This window comes from Neobacillus sp. BF23-41, from assembly GCF_041106275.1.
Map to the genome: position 1 here is coordinate 17869 of NZ_JBGBPR010000016.1, position 16744 is coordinate 34612.

The 16744-nt window shown below is 41.5% G+C and carries 15 protein-coding genes; 1 reads left to right on the forward strand and 14 read right to left on the reverse strand.

All coding sequences use genetic code 11. The features are described 5' to 3' along the window. Positions 1-30 precede the first annotated feature (30 nt). From AB7942_RS21110 to AB7942_RS21160, 11 genes are all read right to left on the reverse strand, one after another. Positions 31-738: an ABC transporter ATP-binding protein gene (locus AB7942_RS21110; protein ID WP_088084811.1), complete on the reverse strand. Its 708-nt coding sequence runs from the start codon at positions 736-738 to the stop codon at positions 31-33. Next, positions 738-1517: an ABC transporter ATP-binding protein gene (locus AB7942_RS21115; RefSeq protein ID WP_088084812.1), complete on the reverse strand. Its 780-nt coding sequence runs from the start codon at positions 1515-1517 to the stop codon at positions 738-740. The genes AB7942_RS21110 and AB7942_RS21115 overlap by 1 nt, the downstream gene beginning before the upstream one ends. Next, entirely contained in the window at positions 1514-2467 is a 954-nt protein-coding gene (locus AB7942_RS21120) for a branched-chain amino acid ABC transporter permease (protein WP_088084813.1), read from the reverse strand. The genes AB7942_RS21115 and AB7942_RS21120 overlap by 4 nt, the downstream gene beginning before the upstream one ends. 15 nt (positions 2468-2482) lie before the next feature. Next, on the reverse strand, positions 2483-3361 hold the full coding sequence (locus tag AB7942_RS21125; RefSeq protein WP_088084814.1) for a branched-chain amino acid ABC transporter permease: 879 nt from the start codon (positions 3359-3361) through the stop codon (positions 2483-2485). 308 nt (positions 3362-3669) lie between these two features. Continuing rightward, positions 3670-4842, reverse strand: coding sequence for an ABC transporter substrate-binding protein (locus AB7942_RS21130; RefSeq protein ID WP_088084815.1), 1173 nt, complete (start codon positions 4840-4842; stop codon positions 3670-3672). A gap of 319 nt (positions 4843-5161) precedes the next feature. Continuing rightward, on the reverse strand, positions 5162-6367 hold the full coding sequence (locus tag AB7942_RS21135; protein ID WP_098932339.1) for an MFS transporter: 1206 nt from the start codon (positions 6365-6367) through the stop codon (positions 5162-5164). Between the two features lie 315 nt (positions 6368-6682). Continuing rightward, positions 6683-8497 (reverse strand): ABC transporter ATP-binding protein, encoded by a 1815-nt coding sequence (locus AB7942_RS21140; RefSeq protein ID WP_369448432.1) that lies wholly within the window; start codon positions 8495-8497, stop codon positions 6683-6685. A gap of 50 nt (positions 8498-8547) precedes the next feature. After that, positions 8548-10278 (reverse strand): ABC transporter ATP-binding protein, encoded by a 1731-nt coding sequence (locus AB7942_RS21145; protein WP_369448395.1) that lies wholly within the window; start codon positions 10276-10278, stop codon positions 8548-8550. Positions 10279-10453: 175 nt separating this feature from the next. After that, the gene (locus AB7942_RS21150; RefSeq protein ID WP_088084818.1) at positions 10454-10804 is read right to left on the reverse strand and encodes an ASCH domain-containing protein; all 351 of its coding nucleotides are present in this window, start codon (positions 10802-10804) and stop codon (positions 10454-10456) included. Between the two features lie 76 nt (positions 10805-10880). After that, on the reverse strand, positions 10881-12596 hold the full coding sequence (locus AB7942_RS21155) for a GMC family oxidoreductase (RefSeq protein WP_335439735.1): 1716 nt from the start codon (positions 12594-12596) through the stop codon (positions 10881-10883). Between the two features lie 17 nt (positions 12597-12613). Further along, positions 12614-13354: a gluconate 2-dehydrogenase subunit 3 family protein gene (locus AB7942_RS21160; protein ID WP_335398109.1), complete on the reverse strand. Its 741-nt coding sequence runs from the start codon at positions 13352-13354 to the stop codon at positions 12614-12616. Between the two features lie 129 nt (positions 13355-13483). Between AB7942_RS21160 and AB7942_RS21165 the strand changes: the two genes are divergently transcribed. Continuing rightward, positions 13484-14194: a hypothetical protein gene (locus AB7942_RS21165; RefSeq protein ID WP_098932335.1), complete on the forward strand. Its 711-nt coding sequence runs from the start codon at positions 13484-13486 to the stop codon at positions 14192-14194. Between the two features lie 38 nt (positions 14195-14232). Here AB7942_RS21165 and AB7942_RS21170 read toward each other — a convergent pair whose 3' ends face one another. Genes AB7942_RS21170 through AB7942_RS21180 form a run of 3 tightly spaced genes read right to left on the reverse strand, consistent with a single transcriptional unit; the run spans position 14233 to position 16743 of the window. Next, entirely contained in the window at positions 14233-15033 is an 801-nt protein-coding gene (locus AB7942_RS21170) for an ABC transporter permease subunit (protein ID WP_369448396.1), read from the reverse strand. A gap of 23 nt (positions 15034-15056) precedes the next feature. Then, complete coding sequence (locus tag AB7942_RS21175; protein ID WP_369448397.1) at positions 15057-15854, reverse strand: ABC transporter permease subunit; 798 nt, start codon at positions 15852-15854, stop codon at positions 15057-15059. A gap of 4 nt (positions 15855-15858) precedes the next feature. Continuing rightward, positions 15859-16743, reverse strand: coding sequence for an ABC transporter ATP-binding protein (locus AB7942_RS21180; RefSeq protein WP_098932332.1), 885 nt, complete (start codon positions 16741-16743; stop codon positions 15859-15861). Position 16744 lies beyond the last annotated feature (1 nt).

The window sequence follows — 16744 nt, forward strand, 5'->3', positions numbered from 1 at the left end:
GATTCCCAACTCCTCTTTTATAGCCAAGGCTTAGTGACCGCCTAAATAAGCATTTCTAATTTGATCGCTTTGATTAAGCTCTTCAGCTGTACCTGAAGCAACAATTTTTCCGGTCTCAATGACATAGGCACGATCGGCAATCGATAACGCCATATTAGCATTTTGCTCTACCAATAAAATGGTTGTCCCAGTTTTATTGATTTCCTCAATAATCTTGAAAATGGTTTTTACTAAAATCGGCGCAAGACCCATGGAAGGCTCATCTAATAGTAATAGACGAGGTCTAGCCATTAATGCACGGCCCATGGCGACCATTTGCTGCTCTCCCCCAGAAAGCGTACCAGATAGTTGCTTACGGCGCTCCAGCAAGCGAGGGAATAACTGATAAATCTTTTCAAAATCTTCTTGAATGCCTTTTTTATCTTTCCGTAAATACGCACCTAATTCTAGATTTTCCTCAACCGACATGTTTGAGAAAACACGGCGGCCTTCTGGTACTTGCGAAATCCCCCGTTTAACAATTAATTGAGGAACCTTGCCCTCCACATGTTCACCTTCAAACAATACTTCACCATTTTTCGGTTTTAGTAACCCTGATATGGTTTGTAAAAGCGTACTTTTCCCAGCACCATTGGCGCCAATCAGTGTGACAATTTCTCCTTGATTGATCTCGAGAGAAACTCCCTTCAATGCATGGATATTTCCATAATAAACATTAATATCATTTACTTTTAGCATTAGGAGACCTCCTCTCCAAGATAAGCTTCGATGACTTTTGGATTATTTCTAATTTGTTCAGGTGTACCATTGGCAATTAATTGACCATGGTCAAGCACATAAATTCGCTCACAGACACCCATAACAAGAAGCATGTCGTGTTCAATTAATAGGATCGTTAACGAAAATCTCTCACGAATTAACGCGATTAAATTCATCAGTTCTTCTGTTTCCTGTGGATTCATGCCGGCAGCCGGTTCATCCAGCAGCAATAATTTAGGATTAGCAGCTAATGCCCGGGCAATTTCAAGGCGACGCTGCTGACCATATGGTAAATTTTTTGCCTTTTCATGCATCACATTTTCTAGCTTAAAGATTTTTAAGAATTCAATCGCCTTTTCTTCCATTTCCTTCTCTCCGGAGAAGTGGGAAGGGAGGCGGAAAATAGAGCTCAGCATCGAATGCTTGGCCAACGAATGATAGGCTACCTTTACATTATCGAGAACAGACAGTTCACTAAACAAACGAATGTTTTGAAAGGTCCGGCTGATTCCCTTTTTGGTAATTTTATATGGCGCAAAGCCATTTAGTTTTTCGCCATCTAACGTAATGCTTCCCTCGGTTGGAACGTAGACACCTGTTAGCAAGTTAAAAAACGTCGTTTTCCCGGCACCATTTGGGCCAATTAAACCGACAAGTTCACCCTGATTTAATTCCAGGTTTACATCCGAAACAGCCTTTAAGCCGCCAAAACGGATCCCGGTATTTTCTACTTTAAGCAACGTTGTTTTTTCATTCATTTTTGCACTCCTCCTTTAGCGGTTTTACCAGCTTTAAAGAATGAGGTAATCTCTCTCGTTCCTAGCAATCCTTGTGGTCGGAAAAGCATCATTGCAATTAAGACAAGACTGTAAACAACCATCCGAACCTCTGGATAACTGGAAAGGTAGGTCGAAATAATCGTTAATAGGACCGCTGCAATAACCGCTCCAGACATACTTCCAAGCCCGCCTAATACTACAAAAATTAAAATATCAAATGATTTCAAAAAGCCAAAGTTAGTCGGCTGAATGATATAAAAGTTATGCGCATATAAGGCACCGGCAATTCCGGCAAAGAAGGCACCGATGGCAAAAGCTGTAACCTTATAAAAGGTTGTATTGATCCCCATTGCATCTGCAGCAATTTCATTTTCTCTAATTGAAACACAAGCTCGTCCATGTGTCGAGTTGGTAAAGTTCACAATCACAATGATGGTTAGCAATACACAAGCAACCAGCCATGGCCACGTTGTTAAGTGGGAGACTGTCATCCCGCTTGCCCCACCGACATATTCAATATTTAAAAAGACAATTCTTACAATCTCTCCAAAGCCAAGCGTGGCAATGGCAAGATAATCTCCTTTTAATCTAAGTGTCGGAATCCCTATAATGAGCCCCGCCACAGCGGCTGCCAATCCGCCAACAAGGATGGCCACTGGAAAGGGCAGGCCCAATTTCATGGTCATGATTGCTGAAGCGTAGGCTCCAACGGCTAGGAAACCAGCATGTCCAATTGAAAATTGCCCTGTAATCCCAATAATTAAATGGAGACTTGCGGCTAGGATGATATTAATTCCGATAAAAAATAGTGTGTTTACATAAAACTGGTTCAATGACCCGCCAGTTATTAAAAATTGCATGACGACTGAAAATATAACGGCTAAAACGATCGAGGTCCAGAAAAACTTCGCTTGTTTTAAAATTGCCATCGCTAAAAGACCCCCTTAAACCTTTTCCCTGATATTTTTACCAAATAAACCTGCTGGACGGAAGATTAAGATTAAGATAAGGACGACAAATGCTACGGCGTCACGCCATAGGGAGTAGCCTGCTGCACTAACAAGTGACTCGATTACACCCAAAACTAAACCGCCAGTCATCGCCCCAGGAATACTCCCGATTCCGCCTAAAACTGCGGCAACAAATGCTTTAAGTCCTGGAATAATTCCCATCAAAGGCTCAATTTTTGTATAGTAGACACCAAAAATAACTCCGGCTGCACCAGCAAGGGCAGAACCAATCGCAAAAGTTGCTGAAATCGTGTTATTCACATTGATTCCCATTAATCTTGCGGCATCCATATCGTGTGATACGGCTCGCATGGCTTTACCAATTTTTGTTTTATGAACGATAAATTGTAGTAAAATCATTAAAATTAACGAAGTTCCTAAGATAAGTAAGGACTGACCGCTAATTTTTACCCCTAAAAGCTCTAAGCTCTTTATTGGAACGATTCCATCTGGATAGGCTTCCGGCTGGGCACCACGAATATAAATGGTACCATACTCAATAAACAACGAAACCCCAATTGCGGTAATAAGGGCCGCAATTCTAGTTGCATTTCTAAGAGGCTTATAAGCAATCCTCTCGATTAAAACACCAAAGATGGCACAGGCCACCATTGAAATAAGTAATGCTGGGAAAAATCCTAAATCTAAAATAGTAATGGAATAAAACCCTATAAATGCACCAACCATGAATACATCTCCATGGGCGAAGTTAATCAGTTTTACAATACCATAAACCATTGTATACCCTAGAGCGATTAATGCATAAATACTGCCCAAGGATATTCCATTTACAAGCTGCTGTATTAATTCCATATGTCTTACACTCCTTTGGACCGACTTCACGTATCTTTTTTTAAATACAATTAAACAAAGTTTGCATGTTGGGAAACTTGCATTTCTTTTATAAAGTGGAATAGGGAGACATCACGCTCCCTATCCCTCTGGCAAACTATAAAATTTTGCTAGCTTCAACGATAAGGCACTTCCGCTTTTCTCTTGGGCTAGCTGCAGCGCCTAGGGGCTCGGGGTCATAAGCCAATCCGTCAAGAAGGCTAAAAAACAGCCTTCTCGCCGGCTCGTCTTATGCCTGTCGCCCCTGGACAGGCGCTTCCGCTTTTCTCTTAAGGATTAATCTTTGTCTTAAATTGTTGTTCTCCGTTTTTGTACTCAAGGATAACAGCGGCTTTAATTGGATCATGGTTTTTATCAAGCTTCACTTTTCCAGAAACAAGTTCTAATCCATCTGTTTCAGCGAGTGCCTTCTGAATTTTGTTAGAATCACTGCTTCCAGCACGTTTAATCGCATCCGCAAGGAAGTATACTGTGTCATAACCTAGTGCTGTAAAGGCATCAGGAGATTTACCGTCGTATTTTGCTTTGAACGCTGCAACAAAGTCTTGAACCTTCTTATCACTATCACCTGATGAATAGTGGTTTGTAATAAATGTATTATTCAGTGTATTTGCTCCAGCGATTTCTACTAGTTTAGGAGAGTCCCAACCGTCACCACCCATGATTGGCACATTTAAGCCAAGCTCACGAGCTTGTTTGATAATTAAACCTACTTCTTCATAAAAGCCAGGAACGAATATATATTCTGGTTTTGCTGATTTTATATTTGTTAAGGTTGCACGGAAATCTGTATCCTTCGCCACATAGGCTTCTTCTTTAACAATTTTTCCGCCATTTGCCTCAAAATTCTTTTTAAAAGAATCAGCAAGACCTTTAGAGTAATCGCTTGAGCTATCAATCAGAACAGCCGCGCTCTTAACCTTTAAATCATTGGAAGCGAAATTTGCTGCAACTGTACCTTGGAATGGGTCAATGAAGCATGTACGGAACACAAAATCATTTACCTTTCCATCTTTATTTGTGATCGTTGCGTTTGTTGCCGTTGGTGTAATTAATGGAATTTTGTTATCTTGAGCAATCTGCACTTGTGCTAATGTGTTTGTACTTGTTGCCGCACCGATCATCGCAACAACTTTATCCTGAGTGGCAAGTTTTAGAGCACCATTTGTAGCCTCTGCTGCATCTGACTTATTGTCAACTGTCACTAATTCTAGTTTTTTGCCATTAATACCTTTTTTGTTGATTTCTTCGATTGCTAACTCAATACCTTCTTTGGCAGATTGACCATAAGAAGCTACTCCACCCGATAGTTCAAGGTTCGCACCAATCTTAATTGTGCCTCCTTTTTCCCCATCGCTACTAGCACTTGAATTACATCCTGCCAACACACCTGCTGCAACCATAAACGACATAAAGATACCAGCCAATTTCTTTTTCCTCATGATTTACCCCCTGTTTTTTGAAAAAATTTTCCCAAACGCCTTTGTCTAACTGTTTTAAAAAAAGATAATATTCTGAAAACATTGTACAAAATATTTGGGGGTTCGTCTAGTGGTATTATACATTATTTTAAGATAATTTGCAATAAAGCAAATATATGAATTATATCCACTAAATAGCCTTTATTACACTAAAGTCGAAAAGGATTTATGTGAAACGGGAAAATGAATTCTCTTTTTTAAATATTTTGGTTAAATATGATTCAATGTTCTATATATAAAAAAAGAGACTCCTCTATAAGGAATCTCTTTGGACTATTTATTATACTAGTTCTGTATTTTTCGTTTCTTTTCCCAATACGAAAACGGACATTGCTCCAATTAAGACAGAAATACAGAAGATCATAAAGATGGTTGAAATCGATACTTGCTGTGCGACAAGATTACCGACTAATAAGGGGCCTAACACGCCGCCAACTCTTCCAATCGCTGCTGCCATACCAGAGCCTGTACCACGCATGATGGTAGGGTATTGTTCAGGGGTATAAGCGTATAGACCTCCCCAAGCACCTAGGTTAAAAAATGATAATAGAATTCCTGAAGTCATCAACAGGGCAGTCGATTCTGCTGCACCAAAGAAATAGGCACTCACTGCTGCACCAATTAAATAGACAACTAAAACGAACTTACGGCCGAATTTTTCAATAAACCAGGCGGCTGTAAAATAACCAGGGAGCTGTGCTAACGTCATAATTAGCACATATTCAAAGCTTTTAATTAAGCTGAATCCTTTCATAATCATTACACTTGGAAGCCATAAAAACATTCCATAATAGGAGAAAACTACACAAAACCATAAGATCCAAAGCATCGTTGTTTGGCGCCTGTAATCCTTTGAAAATAAATTCCTCATGCTTTGGAAGACTGAAATTTTTTCCTTGTCCTTAACTGCCGTAAAACGGGGTGAATCCGGCAGCCCCATGCGTAGGTATAATGCATATAAAGCAGGAATGGCACTAATAAGTAATGCCACTTGCCAGCCAAACTTTGGAATAATGAAATAAGAGATAACTGCAGCAACTAGCCAGCCTCCTGCCCAAAAGCTCTCAAGCAGAACCACAATCCTGCCGCGTTTTTCGGCGGGGACACTTTCTGATACGAGTGTGGAGGCAACAGGAAGCTCTCCTCCTAAACCAGCGCCGATGAAGAACCTTAACACTAAAAAGGCGGTTAATGTGGTGGTCATTGCGGAAAGCCCGCTCCCAACGGAAAATAATAATAACGTGATGATAAATACATTTTTGCGGCCAACTTTATCTGCCATTAATCCAAAAATGAGTGCACCAACGGCCATCCCAATGGAATTGACACTTCCAATCCAACCCATCTGCCCAGGAGTCAGCTCCCATTCTACTTTTAAGGCTGCAATGATAAAAGAGAGCATGCCGACATCCATGGCATCAAACATCCAGCCCATCCCGGCAATGCCAAGCAATCTCCGGCTTGAAATTTCCTTTTTGTCTTTCATATGGATCCCCCTAAGTTGTAGCTGTTTTTTTACATTATTCCCTAATTTTCTTTACTTTAGGTACGAAAATAATCGATTAACCATAAGTATTCTAGCAGGTGTCTTTACAGTTGTCATTAATAATTTACTTTATTTTGGTAGAGGGGGGTCCGTCCTTTGCTAGAAGATTACATTGGGGTCGATAGATAATGTTATTGTAAGTTTACATTTACCCTAAAGCATCAAAAGGTGCTCTCTCGGTAAATGAAAGAAAGCCCATCAACCATATGTATTGACTAAAAGAAGAGACTGGAACCCCAGTCTCTCCTCCTATACCTATCCATCCAAACCCGTTTCCACATTTTTGAACTGATTAAAAAACATATTGTAATATTTTCCTTGCTGACTCATTAACGTATCGTGGTTTCCACTCTCGATAATTTCCCCATGGTCAATGACCATGATGGTGTCGGCATCGCGGATCGTATTGAGGCGGTGGGCTATGATAAAGCTGGTCCGGTTCTCCATCAATGTTAACAAGGCTTCTTGAATATGGAGCTCTGTTCTGGTGTCAATGCTGCTCGTCGCTTCATCTAGGATCAGCAGGGCGGGCTTAGCTAAAATGACTCTCGCAATCGCCAGCAGCTGCCGCTGTCCTTGGCTTAGATTCCCGCCATTTTCAGACAAGACCGTTTCATATTGGTTTGGCAGCCGTTTGATAAAAGTATCGGCATTGGCCATCTTCGCCGCGCGTTCCACCTCATCGTCCGTTGCCTTCGTATTTCCATACTTAATATTTTCCTTGATCGTCCCTGAGAATAAATACGTATCCTGGAGGACAAATCCAAAGCATCTTCTTAAGCTGTCCCTTGTGTATTCCCGAATATCATGGCCATCGAGGAGAATTCTTCCGTCTGTCACGTCATAAAATCTTGTCAGGAGATTTACGATCGTCGTTTTTCCGGCGCCGGTTGGTCCGACGAACGCGGTACTACTGCCGATATCCGCTTCAAAGCTGACATTTTTTAGAATCGCCACATCTGGTCGGTAACCAAAACTTACATTCTCAAATATGACATGTCCTCTTGGATTTTCTAAGGCGATTGCACCTGGGAGATCTTCTGGCTCCTCTTGTTCATCGATGATTTCAAAGACACGTTCGGCCCCAGCAACGCCAGACTGAAGAATGTTGAAAATATTCGCCAGGTCATTAAGCGGCCTGACAAATTGCCTGGAGTAGGTGATGAAGCTGGCAATTGCCCCAATCGTAATGATGCTTTTGACCGCAAGGATTCCTCCAACCACCGCTACCACTGCAAAGCCAAGGTTATTAATGACGTTCATGATCGGCATCAAAAATCCGGACCAAATTTGCGCCTTGAGGCCGACCTCACGCAGCCTCGTATTGACCACTTCAAATTCTTCGATGACCTTTTCCTCGTGATTAAAGGCTTTGACAATTTCAATTCCAGAGATTGTTTCCTCAATATGGCCATTTAATTTTCCCAGCTCCACTTGCTGGTTTTTAAACAGGACACTCGTCCGTTTAGCGATCGTTTTTGTGAGTAAAAAGACAAGCGGTACGGTTATTAAGCTTGCTAATGTCAAGATAGGGCTCAATAGTAACATCATCATTAATGACCCTGTAATGATGACCACCCCGGACATTAATTGCGTCGTTGATTGCGAGATTGTATTACTAATATTATCGACGTCGTTCGATAGCCTGCTCATTAACTCGCCGTGTGAACGAGAATCAAAAAAGGATACCGGCAGCTTTTGTAATTTTTTAAAAAGGGCATCCCTTAAGCTTTTGACAATTCGCTGGGAAACACCGGCCATCAGCCATCCTTGTAAAAAGGTTAACAGGCTGTCAGTCAGATACGCTGCCACCAAGATCAAGATCATCATCTCTAGAAAGCCAAAATCTACTTTTCCACCATTTATTCGCATCGAATCAATCGCTTTTCCAATCAGGAAGGGTGCAAGCAGCATCAGGGCTGCGTCCATTACAATAAAAATAAAAATAACCGTGAGCATTTTTCGTTCTTTGCCGAAGTATTGCCAAAGTCTTTGCAATGTCCCTTTAAAGTTCTTTGGCTTGACAACAGGCCCACGGCGTTGGGCTCCGCCAAAACCGCCTGGTCTCATCGGCGGCGGAGCAGGGGGAGTATTCCCAGTCTGTACGTTTCCCTTTGACACTACGGATGCACCTCCTTGCCAACTTGAGATTGGTAGATTTCCTGATAAACACGGCAATCCTTCAATAGTTCCTGATGTGTACCAACCCCAACAACTTCGCCGCGGTCGAGGACGACAATTTTATCGGCATCGATAATCGAGGTGATTCGCTGGGCAATTAATAAACAGGTAAGCCCTTTAGCATATTTCTTCAAGGCCTCCTTGATCTTCGCCTCGGTTGCGACGTCAACGGCACTTGTACTATCATCTAATATCAAAATTTCTGGTTTCTTTACTAAGGCTCTAGCAATGGAAATCCGTTGCTTTTGTCCGCCGGAAAAATTGACGCCCCCTTGGCCAATCCTTGTTTGGTAACCCTCCGGTGACCTCTCAATAAAATCATGTGCCCCGGCCATTGTCGCGGCCGTAACCACTTCTGAATCCGTTGCCTCTTCATTACCCCAGCGAATATTTTCCGCGACACTCCCCGTAAACAAAATGTTCTTCTGGGGCACGATCGCAATTTTCTCTCGTAATTTCTTCGGACTAACCAGTTTACTATCAACACCGTCTACTTTAATCGTGCCGCTCACTGTATCGTAGAAACGGGGGATGAGTCCGACAAGTGTGCTTTTCCCTGATCCTGTTGAGCCGATGATTCCTACTGTTTCTCCAGGCAGGATGGTAAGATTAATATTTTTTAAGATTGGCTCCCCTGTTGCTTGTTCATAGGAAAAAGAAACATTTTCAAAGTCGATTCGGCCTTTTTCAATAGAATTTAACCTAAGTTCCTCATTCCAAGAAACGCTATCCACTTGAGAAAATACCTCATCGATTCTCCCTGCCGACGCCTTTGCTCTAACAAACATCGTAAAAACCATCGAGATCATCATCAATGAAAATAGGATTTGCGTCATATAGTTGATAAAGGCAATAATATGGCCGACCTGAATATCGCCCGTATTCACACCATTGCCGCCGATCCAAAGGACAACAACAATCCCTAGATTAACGGTAAGCATAATCGCTGGACTGAAGGAGGACATCAGTCGATTTGCTGAAATGGCTTGATTTTTATACTGGTCATTTACCTTCGTAAACTTGCCAACCTCGACATCAAAGCGATTAAACGCCTTCACAACTCGGACCCCGGATAGGTACTCCCGCATGACACTATTCACCCGGTCCAATCCATTTTGAACACGGGAAAAGAGAGGAAAGCCCAATCTCATATTAAAGATGATTAATAGCGCAACAATTGGAACCACAACCGCCAGGACCACGGAAAGCTGCAGGTTTAACCGTGTGGCCATAATCAAACCGCCAATAGCTAGCAACGGGGCTTTGACAAAAATCCGCATCAATCCATTAACAAACACCTGAACTTGGGTCACATCATTCGTCAGTCTGGTAACAAGGGAGGCGCGATCAAATTTATCGATGTTTTTAAACGAAAGCGTTTGAATTTTTTTGAATAAGTCCGACCTTAACTCCGTCCCGAAGTTTTGTGAAACAATACTAGCGACTACACTTCTAGTGGAAGCAGCGACCGCTCCACAGGCCGTAATGAGCAGCATCAAACCTCCCATTTTAAAAACATAATTGATATCCTTGTTGGCCACACCTTCATCAATAATTTTCGCCATAATGGTTGGCTGCATTAAATCACTAATCGCCTCAATGGTAAGGAATAAAACCGCTATGCTAAAAGATTTCCAGTACTTCTTTATGTATTTTGATAAAAATTTCATTCACTCACCCAGCCTCTCGGAAATCCTCTCTAGGAATATTATAATTTTTTTACTTCGATTAACCAAATAATTTACCTGTAAATATAAGGTATATTTCGAAGGTCTTTTTGGGATTAGCATTGAAAATTCCATAAAAAAAGGGCCCACTTTTGAAATGGACCTCGAGCATTTAAGACTATTTTTGAACAGGGCTAAACTCATGAACCCACACGCGCATTTGCGGCAGCCATGGCATTCCAGGATGAATACTTAGAATCGATTGTTTATAGGCTTCCACATTTTCGAAGCCCTCACGGCGTGCATCATCATCCGTTAATTCACCTAATGACTGAGAATAGACACGGTCTACCACAAAGTCACGGCCTTCCAATGTCATGATTTCACCAGGATCCGCATAGCGGCCATTCCGGCGCGTCGCTGTTTTTTCACCTGAAAGTACCTTCTTTACATCTCCTTCAAGTGTGACTAAGCGTTCTACGGAACAAGTTTTTGGCGGCAAGGTATTGTTTTCATTTTGTGTTGTCATTTGGTTCTCCTCCTATTTCTAATTCATTTACCTATATTATCACTATCGTTATCATTAAATCCATTTTCAAGGAGAATTAAACAACCTGTCCGCCTTTATCATGGTATTTAATAATTCCTTCAGCCGCACGGTAGGCTAATGCACCCACGGTATCCGTCGGATTATAGCCAGAGTTATGCGGAAATGCGGATGCTCCCACCACAAACAAATTATCGACGTCCCACATTTGCAAATAATTATTGACGGCCGAGGTCGTCGGATCATTCCCCATAATCACACCGCCCGTATTGTGGGTCGATTGATAGGTGGTGATATCATAAGGACCTAAATCTTTCATCGCATCGATGTGGTCTGCTCCCATTTCTTTAAGGATTCCTTCACATTTGGAGGCAAGGAACTTGGCCAGCTGCTGATCTTGATTTTCAAAATCAAAGGTAATCCGGATTAAAGGGTCCCCGTAAGCATCTTTATAGCTTGGATCAAGGTCTAGATAGTGATGTTTAAAAGGCATCGAGGAACCTTGGGCGCCTACGGATAAATAGCGATTGGCATATTTAACTGACTTTTCCTTGAACTCTTTTCCCCATGTAGGCTTGCCTCCAGGGACCGGGTTATTTTGAATCGGCCTTAATCCCGTTTGACTGAGAGAAACCATCCCGCCATGAATAAAGCCAACCTTGGAGTGGTCAAAATTATCACCATTATAATCATCCAATACCATTCCGAGCGAACCGGCGCCTGCAAACGTATTAAATTCTTTATCATCAAAAAAACCTATGGCATTCCCTTTGATCACTTGATAAGCATAATTTTTCCCAATCACGCCTTTTCCTGTACCTGGATCGTAAGGTTTGCCCACATTCGACATTAATAAAAGGCGAATATTATTGAATACATAGCTTGTTAAGACGACAATATCAGCAGGCTGTTCAATTTCCTCGCCTGTTGTCACATCTGTGTACATAACCCCGGTGACCTTATTCCCCGTTTTTAATATCCTCCTCACATTTGAATGGGTTCTAATTTCAAAATTCCCCGTTTTGTTTGCGATAGGAATTACGGTTACAACCGGATCGGCCTTTGCTCCATATTCGCAGCCAAAGCGCTCACAGTATCCGCAATATTGACAGGCTGATCGTGCGATTCCATCTGGATTTGTATAGGATTCAGAGAGGTTAGCAGACGGCATCATATAGGGATGGAGCTTCAATTTTTTCGCAGCCTCCTCGAACATTTGCAATGGAGGCGACTTTTTCATCGGTGGAGTTGGATACTTACTTGATCGTTTGCCAGCAAGCGGATTTTCCTCCCCGGAAATACCTGTAAGTTTTTCAAATTTATCATAATAGGGCTCAATTTGATCATAGGTAATTCCCCAATCTTGAATCGTCATTCCTGCAGGAATTTTATTTTTGCCATACCTATCAACTGTCTTACTATAGATTTCAAAATCATACGGCAAAAAACGGAAGGTCTGCCCGTTCCAATGGACACCTGAACCCCCTAATCCATCTCCTAGCAGAAACGAGCCATACTGCCGCATCGGAAGTGCACGGATTTTTTCATTACTGCGAAAAGTAATCGTTTCTTTTGATAGGTCTTGCATCATCCCATAGCGCAATGCATACCTTAGTTCATCATGGACCATAAAGTAATCTTCCGTTTTTCGTTCCTTACCTCTTTCCAAACCGACCACTTTCAGTCCTTTTTTGGTCAGTTCAGACGCGATGATTCCACCTGCCCATCCCACGCCAATAATAACTACATCTACTTTCGGTAACTTCCTCACCATCATTTCCACCTACTTCCTTAGTGATTCATATGAGATTTTAAACTTTGTGGTTTAACTTCCTTAAAATCCTTGTCAATAATGTCTGTATAAGCCATTTGACTGCCAGGATATTTCTTCATTTTCCAGCCGTCCATATTTTTATTTCCCCCGTATAATGGATCACTATAAGCACCTTCTAGTGTGGCGCCCCTAAGCATTTGAAAAAATCCACTCGGAGAAATGGTCGTTAAGTTTACTTTATCTTCCTCAAAATCTTTCAGAACGGCATCCTGCTCTTCCTCTTTTAACTCAGTGAATTTTTTCTTATAAACGGACATACTATGATTTTGAAGTTCCCTCAGCCCGATATCAAAAATATCTCTGCGCCTTAACCGTCCCTGGTAGCCTTGAACCTTTTCACCTTTGAAAAAGGGTGCCTGCATATATTCCCTTGCATTAAAACCCCAATCACCAGCCAACTGATGGTCAATAAAGAAAGCCACACCTAGAGCCTTTGCTCCCGGCCCATGGTCATCCTCCGGAAAAATCCTTTCTGTTGCTGCTTCGGTCAATTGGAATTGTTCAGGTGTAAAATACATCAACGCCTGATTAAAATTTTCAGCTTTTGTCTGTGTTACTTTTTCCTCTTTTTTACGATTTAAAGGGAGCAGACTGCCCAAGACACCACCAACAGCCAGCCCGCCCACGGTGAAACCGGTATTACGAATGAATTTCCTTCTAGATAACGATTCTGGATTTTCCTTGTTTTCTTCAGCCATCTTTTATACCTCCAGTATTTTCGACATTATTCTCTCTTAATAAATACTTTTCTCAATATGTTCCGAAATATTCCATTCATAATTAGAAAATTCATGGGGAAAATACATTTAAAAAAAGGAGGCTATTTTATGTTTAAACGAAAGTGGAAAATCTGGGGGTTCCCGATTGCTGCCTTATTAGTGCTGTCGGGATGTTCAGCCCAAAACGGAGTGAAGGGAAATGAGGTCGGGGCTGCAGAAAATCTTGACTATCATGATCCGGCTGTTAATAAAAAAGGAAATGGGAATGTCCATGGACATCATAATAGTCCAAATGTCATTCCAAGTGTGGACAGAGCTAAGAAAGATACCACAAACAAAAATGGTCAAACAACAAGCGGGGTTGGAACGAATGTCTATAGCTTGATTGGCAGTTCCAGCCTCCATGACGGCGGGATTTCCTCCCATTTGGAATCACGCCTATCTGGAGAGGGGATTCCAGGAATAAAAGTATTTGTCTTAGATGACACCATTATTCTGGCAAGAGCACAACCGGAAGTGACCTCCACTCGCTATGATGAATTACAAAGCAAGGTGTTAAAAAACACCGCAGGAGAATCTGGAACCGGTAATCTCGATGGGGTTGACCCTTCGAAGTTGAATAACGATGACAATTTAGATCGAGCAAAAGATTTGATGGATAAAGCCTTTAATGGCCATGTTCAAATTTTAACAATTACAAACCCAAAAGCATTGCCGCTTATTGATGGAATAAAGGCAAATATTAAATTAGATACTCCTTCCTATAGCAAGCTTTCAAGTGATATCAATACCCTTGTAAAAATGACACGGGAAAAGTAGTCACAAAAGGAAAGGCCTGACAAAAGTCAGGCCTCTCATTATGCATTTAAATCTTTCTTTTTATAAAAAGTGAAGGTTACTACTAATAATGCGGCAATGATAATCACGGATATGACGATGAAAATCGCCTCGAGTCCACCACCAAACATCACATTTTTTGCATCAAAATATTTAAAGGGAGTGAAGTATTTCATGCCTTCGATGTTCTCGTTCAAATCAATTGCAATCGATAACATATACGTAAGAAGAAGCACACCGGTTGCTAGAGATGGCGCTGTCTTCGGTTTCTTTTTTACAGCCGCAAGCGCGCTTCCGATGACCATAAACAAAACCTGTAAAATAAACATGCCTACCATGGTAAGGGCGATATCCCCATTAACCGCTTCACCTGCGCTATTGTATTTCCCAACCAAAATAATCAATGAACCCCAGGTGACAAGATTGAAGATGACAATATTTGTGAAGGCGGCCAATAATTTTGCGCTAATAATGGTATTTCTGGAAACTGGTTTGACAAAGAGAAACTCCGCTGTTTTGTCCCGTTCTTCTTTGGCAATAATTGAAGCTCCGAGCATCGCTGCATGGATCGTCGCCATTAATAATAAATAAATATACAGCAAGGAATAATAACCGCTAATCTTTGATAAATCAACGACACCGAAACCCATGACTGCCTTCATCGATTTGGGTAGATCGGCAATCAGATCATTGATCGATTGGCCCGATGAGGAATAGGCCTCATATTTAGCCATGCCTGATGCCACCATGAGGAAGACACCGATGCTCCAAAATATCAGCGATTTCCGATAAGATTTCAGTTCTTTTAAAAATATATTCATGACCAAACCCCTCCATTTCGCAGCTATACAGCGTGGATATCCTTTTTTAAATAAACAAAATAACTCGCCGCGATGGCCAGAATGATAATAACGGCGCCAGCCACTAAAAAGGATGCTTCGAAGCTTTCATGTTTGATGATATAGGCGGTGTCAAAATACTTAAACGGCGAAATATAGCGTTTTGCTTCCTCACCCGTTGTGCTGCTAAAAAACCCCAGAAAATAGAACGCAAAGACGGTCGTAAGGGAGACGGTTAATACCGACTTAATCTTAGGGACAATCACCGACATCATCACCCCTAAGGCTAGGAAAATCAGCTGGATAAAAAACATCGTCAGTGAGAGCATAATAAGTACCTTCAAGCTAAAGTCATCTGTCTTGACTTGAAATGCCAGGATTATCGTTACAGCTAGATAGATAATATTAGTAATGATGAGCGAGATAAAGGCTGCCATCAGTTTCGCTGTTAGAACAGTTGGCCGGGTAACAGGCTTCGTTAACAGAAAATCGGCTGTCTTTTCGCGGACTTCCTTACTGACAATGCTCGTGCCAAGATTCATCCCCTGAATTGCTCCACACACTGTAATGAACGACAACGGAAAGCAATAGAAACCTAGAATGGTAAAGAAATTCCCAAGGTTAAAGCCGATGGCATTCCTGATGGCCTCGGGATAGCCTTTCATGATTTTTTGGAAATCCTCTGCATCCTTAGCAAAGGCAGGATAGAATGACATAAATAGAGCGATGATCAACACTAACGATACCGACCAAATAATCGTCGACTTCCGATAAGCCTTCAATTCATGAAAAAAGATATTCATAGTCTTAGGCCTCCTTTTCGTAGTAATGCATAAAGATCTCCTCAAGGTCTGGCTCTTCAATCCACAGATTCACAAGTTCAATGTCAGCAATCTTTTTCAAGATAGCATTGATGTTTCCTCTAAATAAAAAGCTAGTCGTCGTGTCCTTAACTTCTAAATTATTGACGCCGCTGATGCTGAAATAGCTTGGATCGAGCGGAGCTTTCGTTTCAATTTTGAACTTTTTATAGTTGTTTTCTTGTAAGGTACTAATCTTTTCAACCGTGACGATTTTACCTTCTTTAATGATCGCAACACGGTTACATAAGCGTTGAACCTCGCTAAGGATGTGCGAGGAAAAAAGGATCGTCGCCCCTTTTTTGTTCTCTTCCTCTAAGAGTTCAAAGAATTTTTGCTGCATGAGCGGGTCAAGTCCGCTGGTTGGTTCGTCAAGGATAATCAGCTTCGGTTCATGAAGCAGCCCTTGAACAATCCCCACCTTCTTTTTATTTCCCAGGGAGAGATCATCAATTTTTTTATTAAGGTCGAGGTCCATAATTTCAGCCAATTCCTTGATTCGCTTACTGCAATCCTTTTTATAAAAACTAGCTGAATATTTTAATAGATCCTTAACCTTCATATTGTCATAGTAAAAAACTTCAGAAGGCAAATAACCAATTTCCTTTTTAATTTCAGGTGCAAATTGAACACAGTCTTTGCCAAAGATGGTCGCACTGCCGCTGGTAGGATAGATAAGCGACAAGAGTGTTCGGATTGTGGTGGATTTACCGGCGCCATTTGGCCCAATGAAACCAAAAATCTCGCCTTCTTCGACATGAAAGCTAATGTCCGTGATCCCTCTCGACTTGCCATACGTCTTTGTCAAATTGTTAATTTCAATTACATTCATC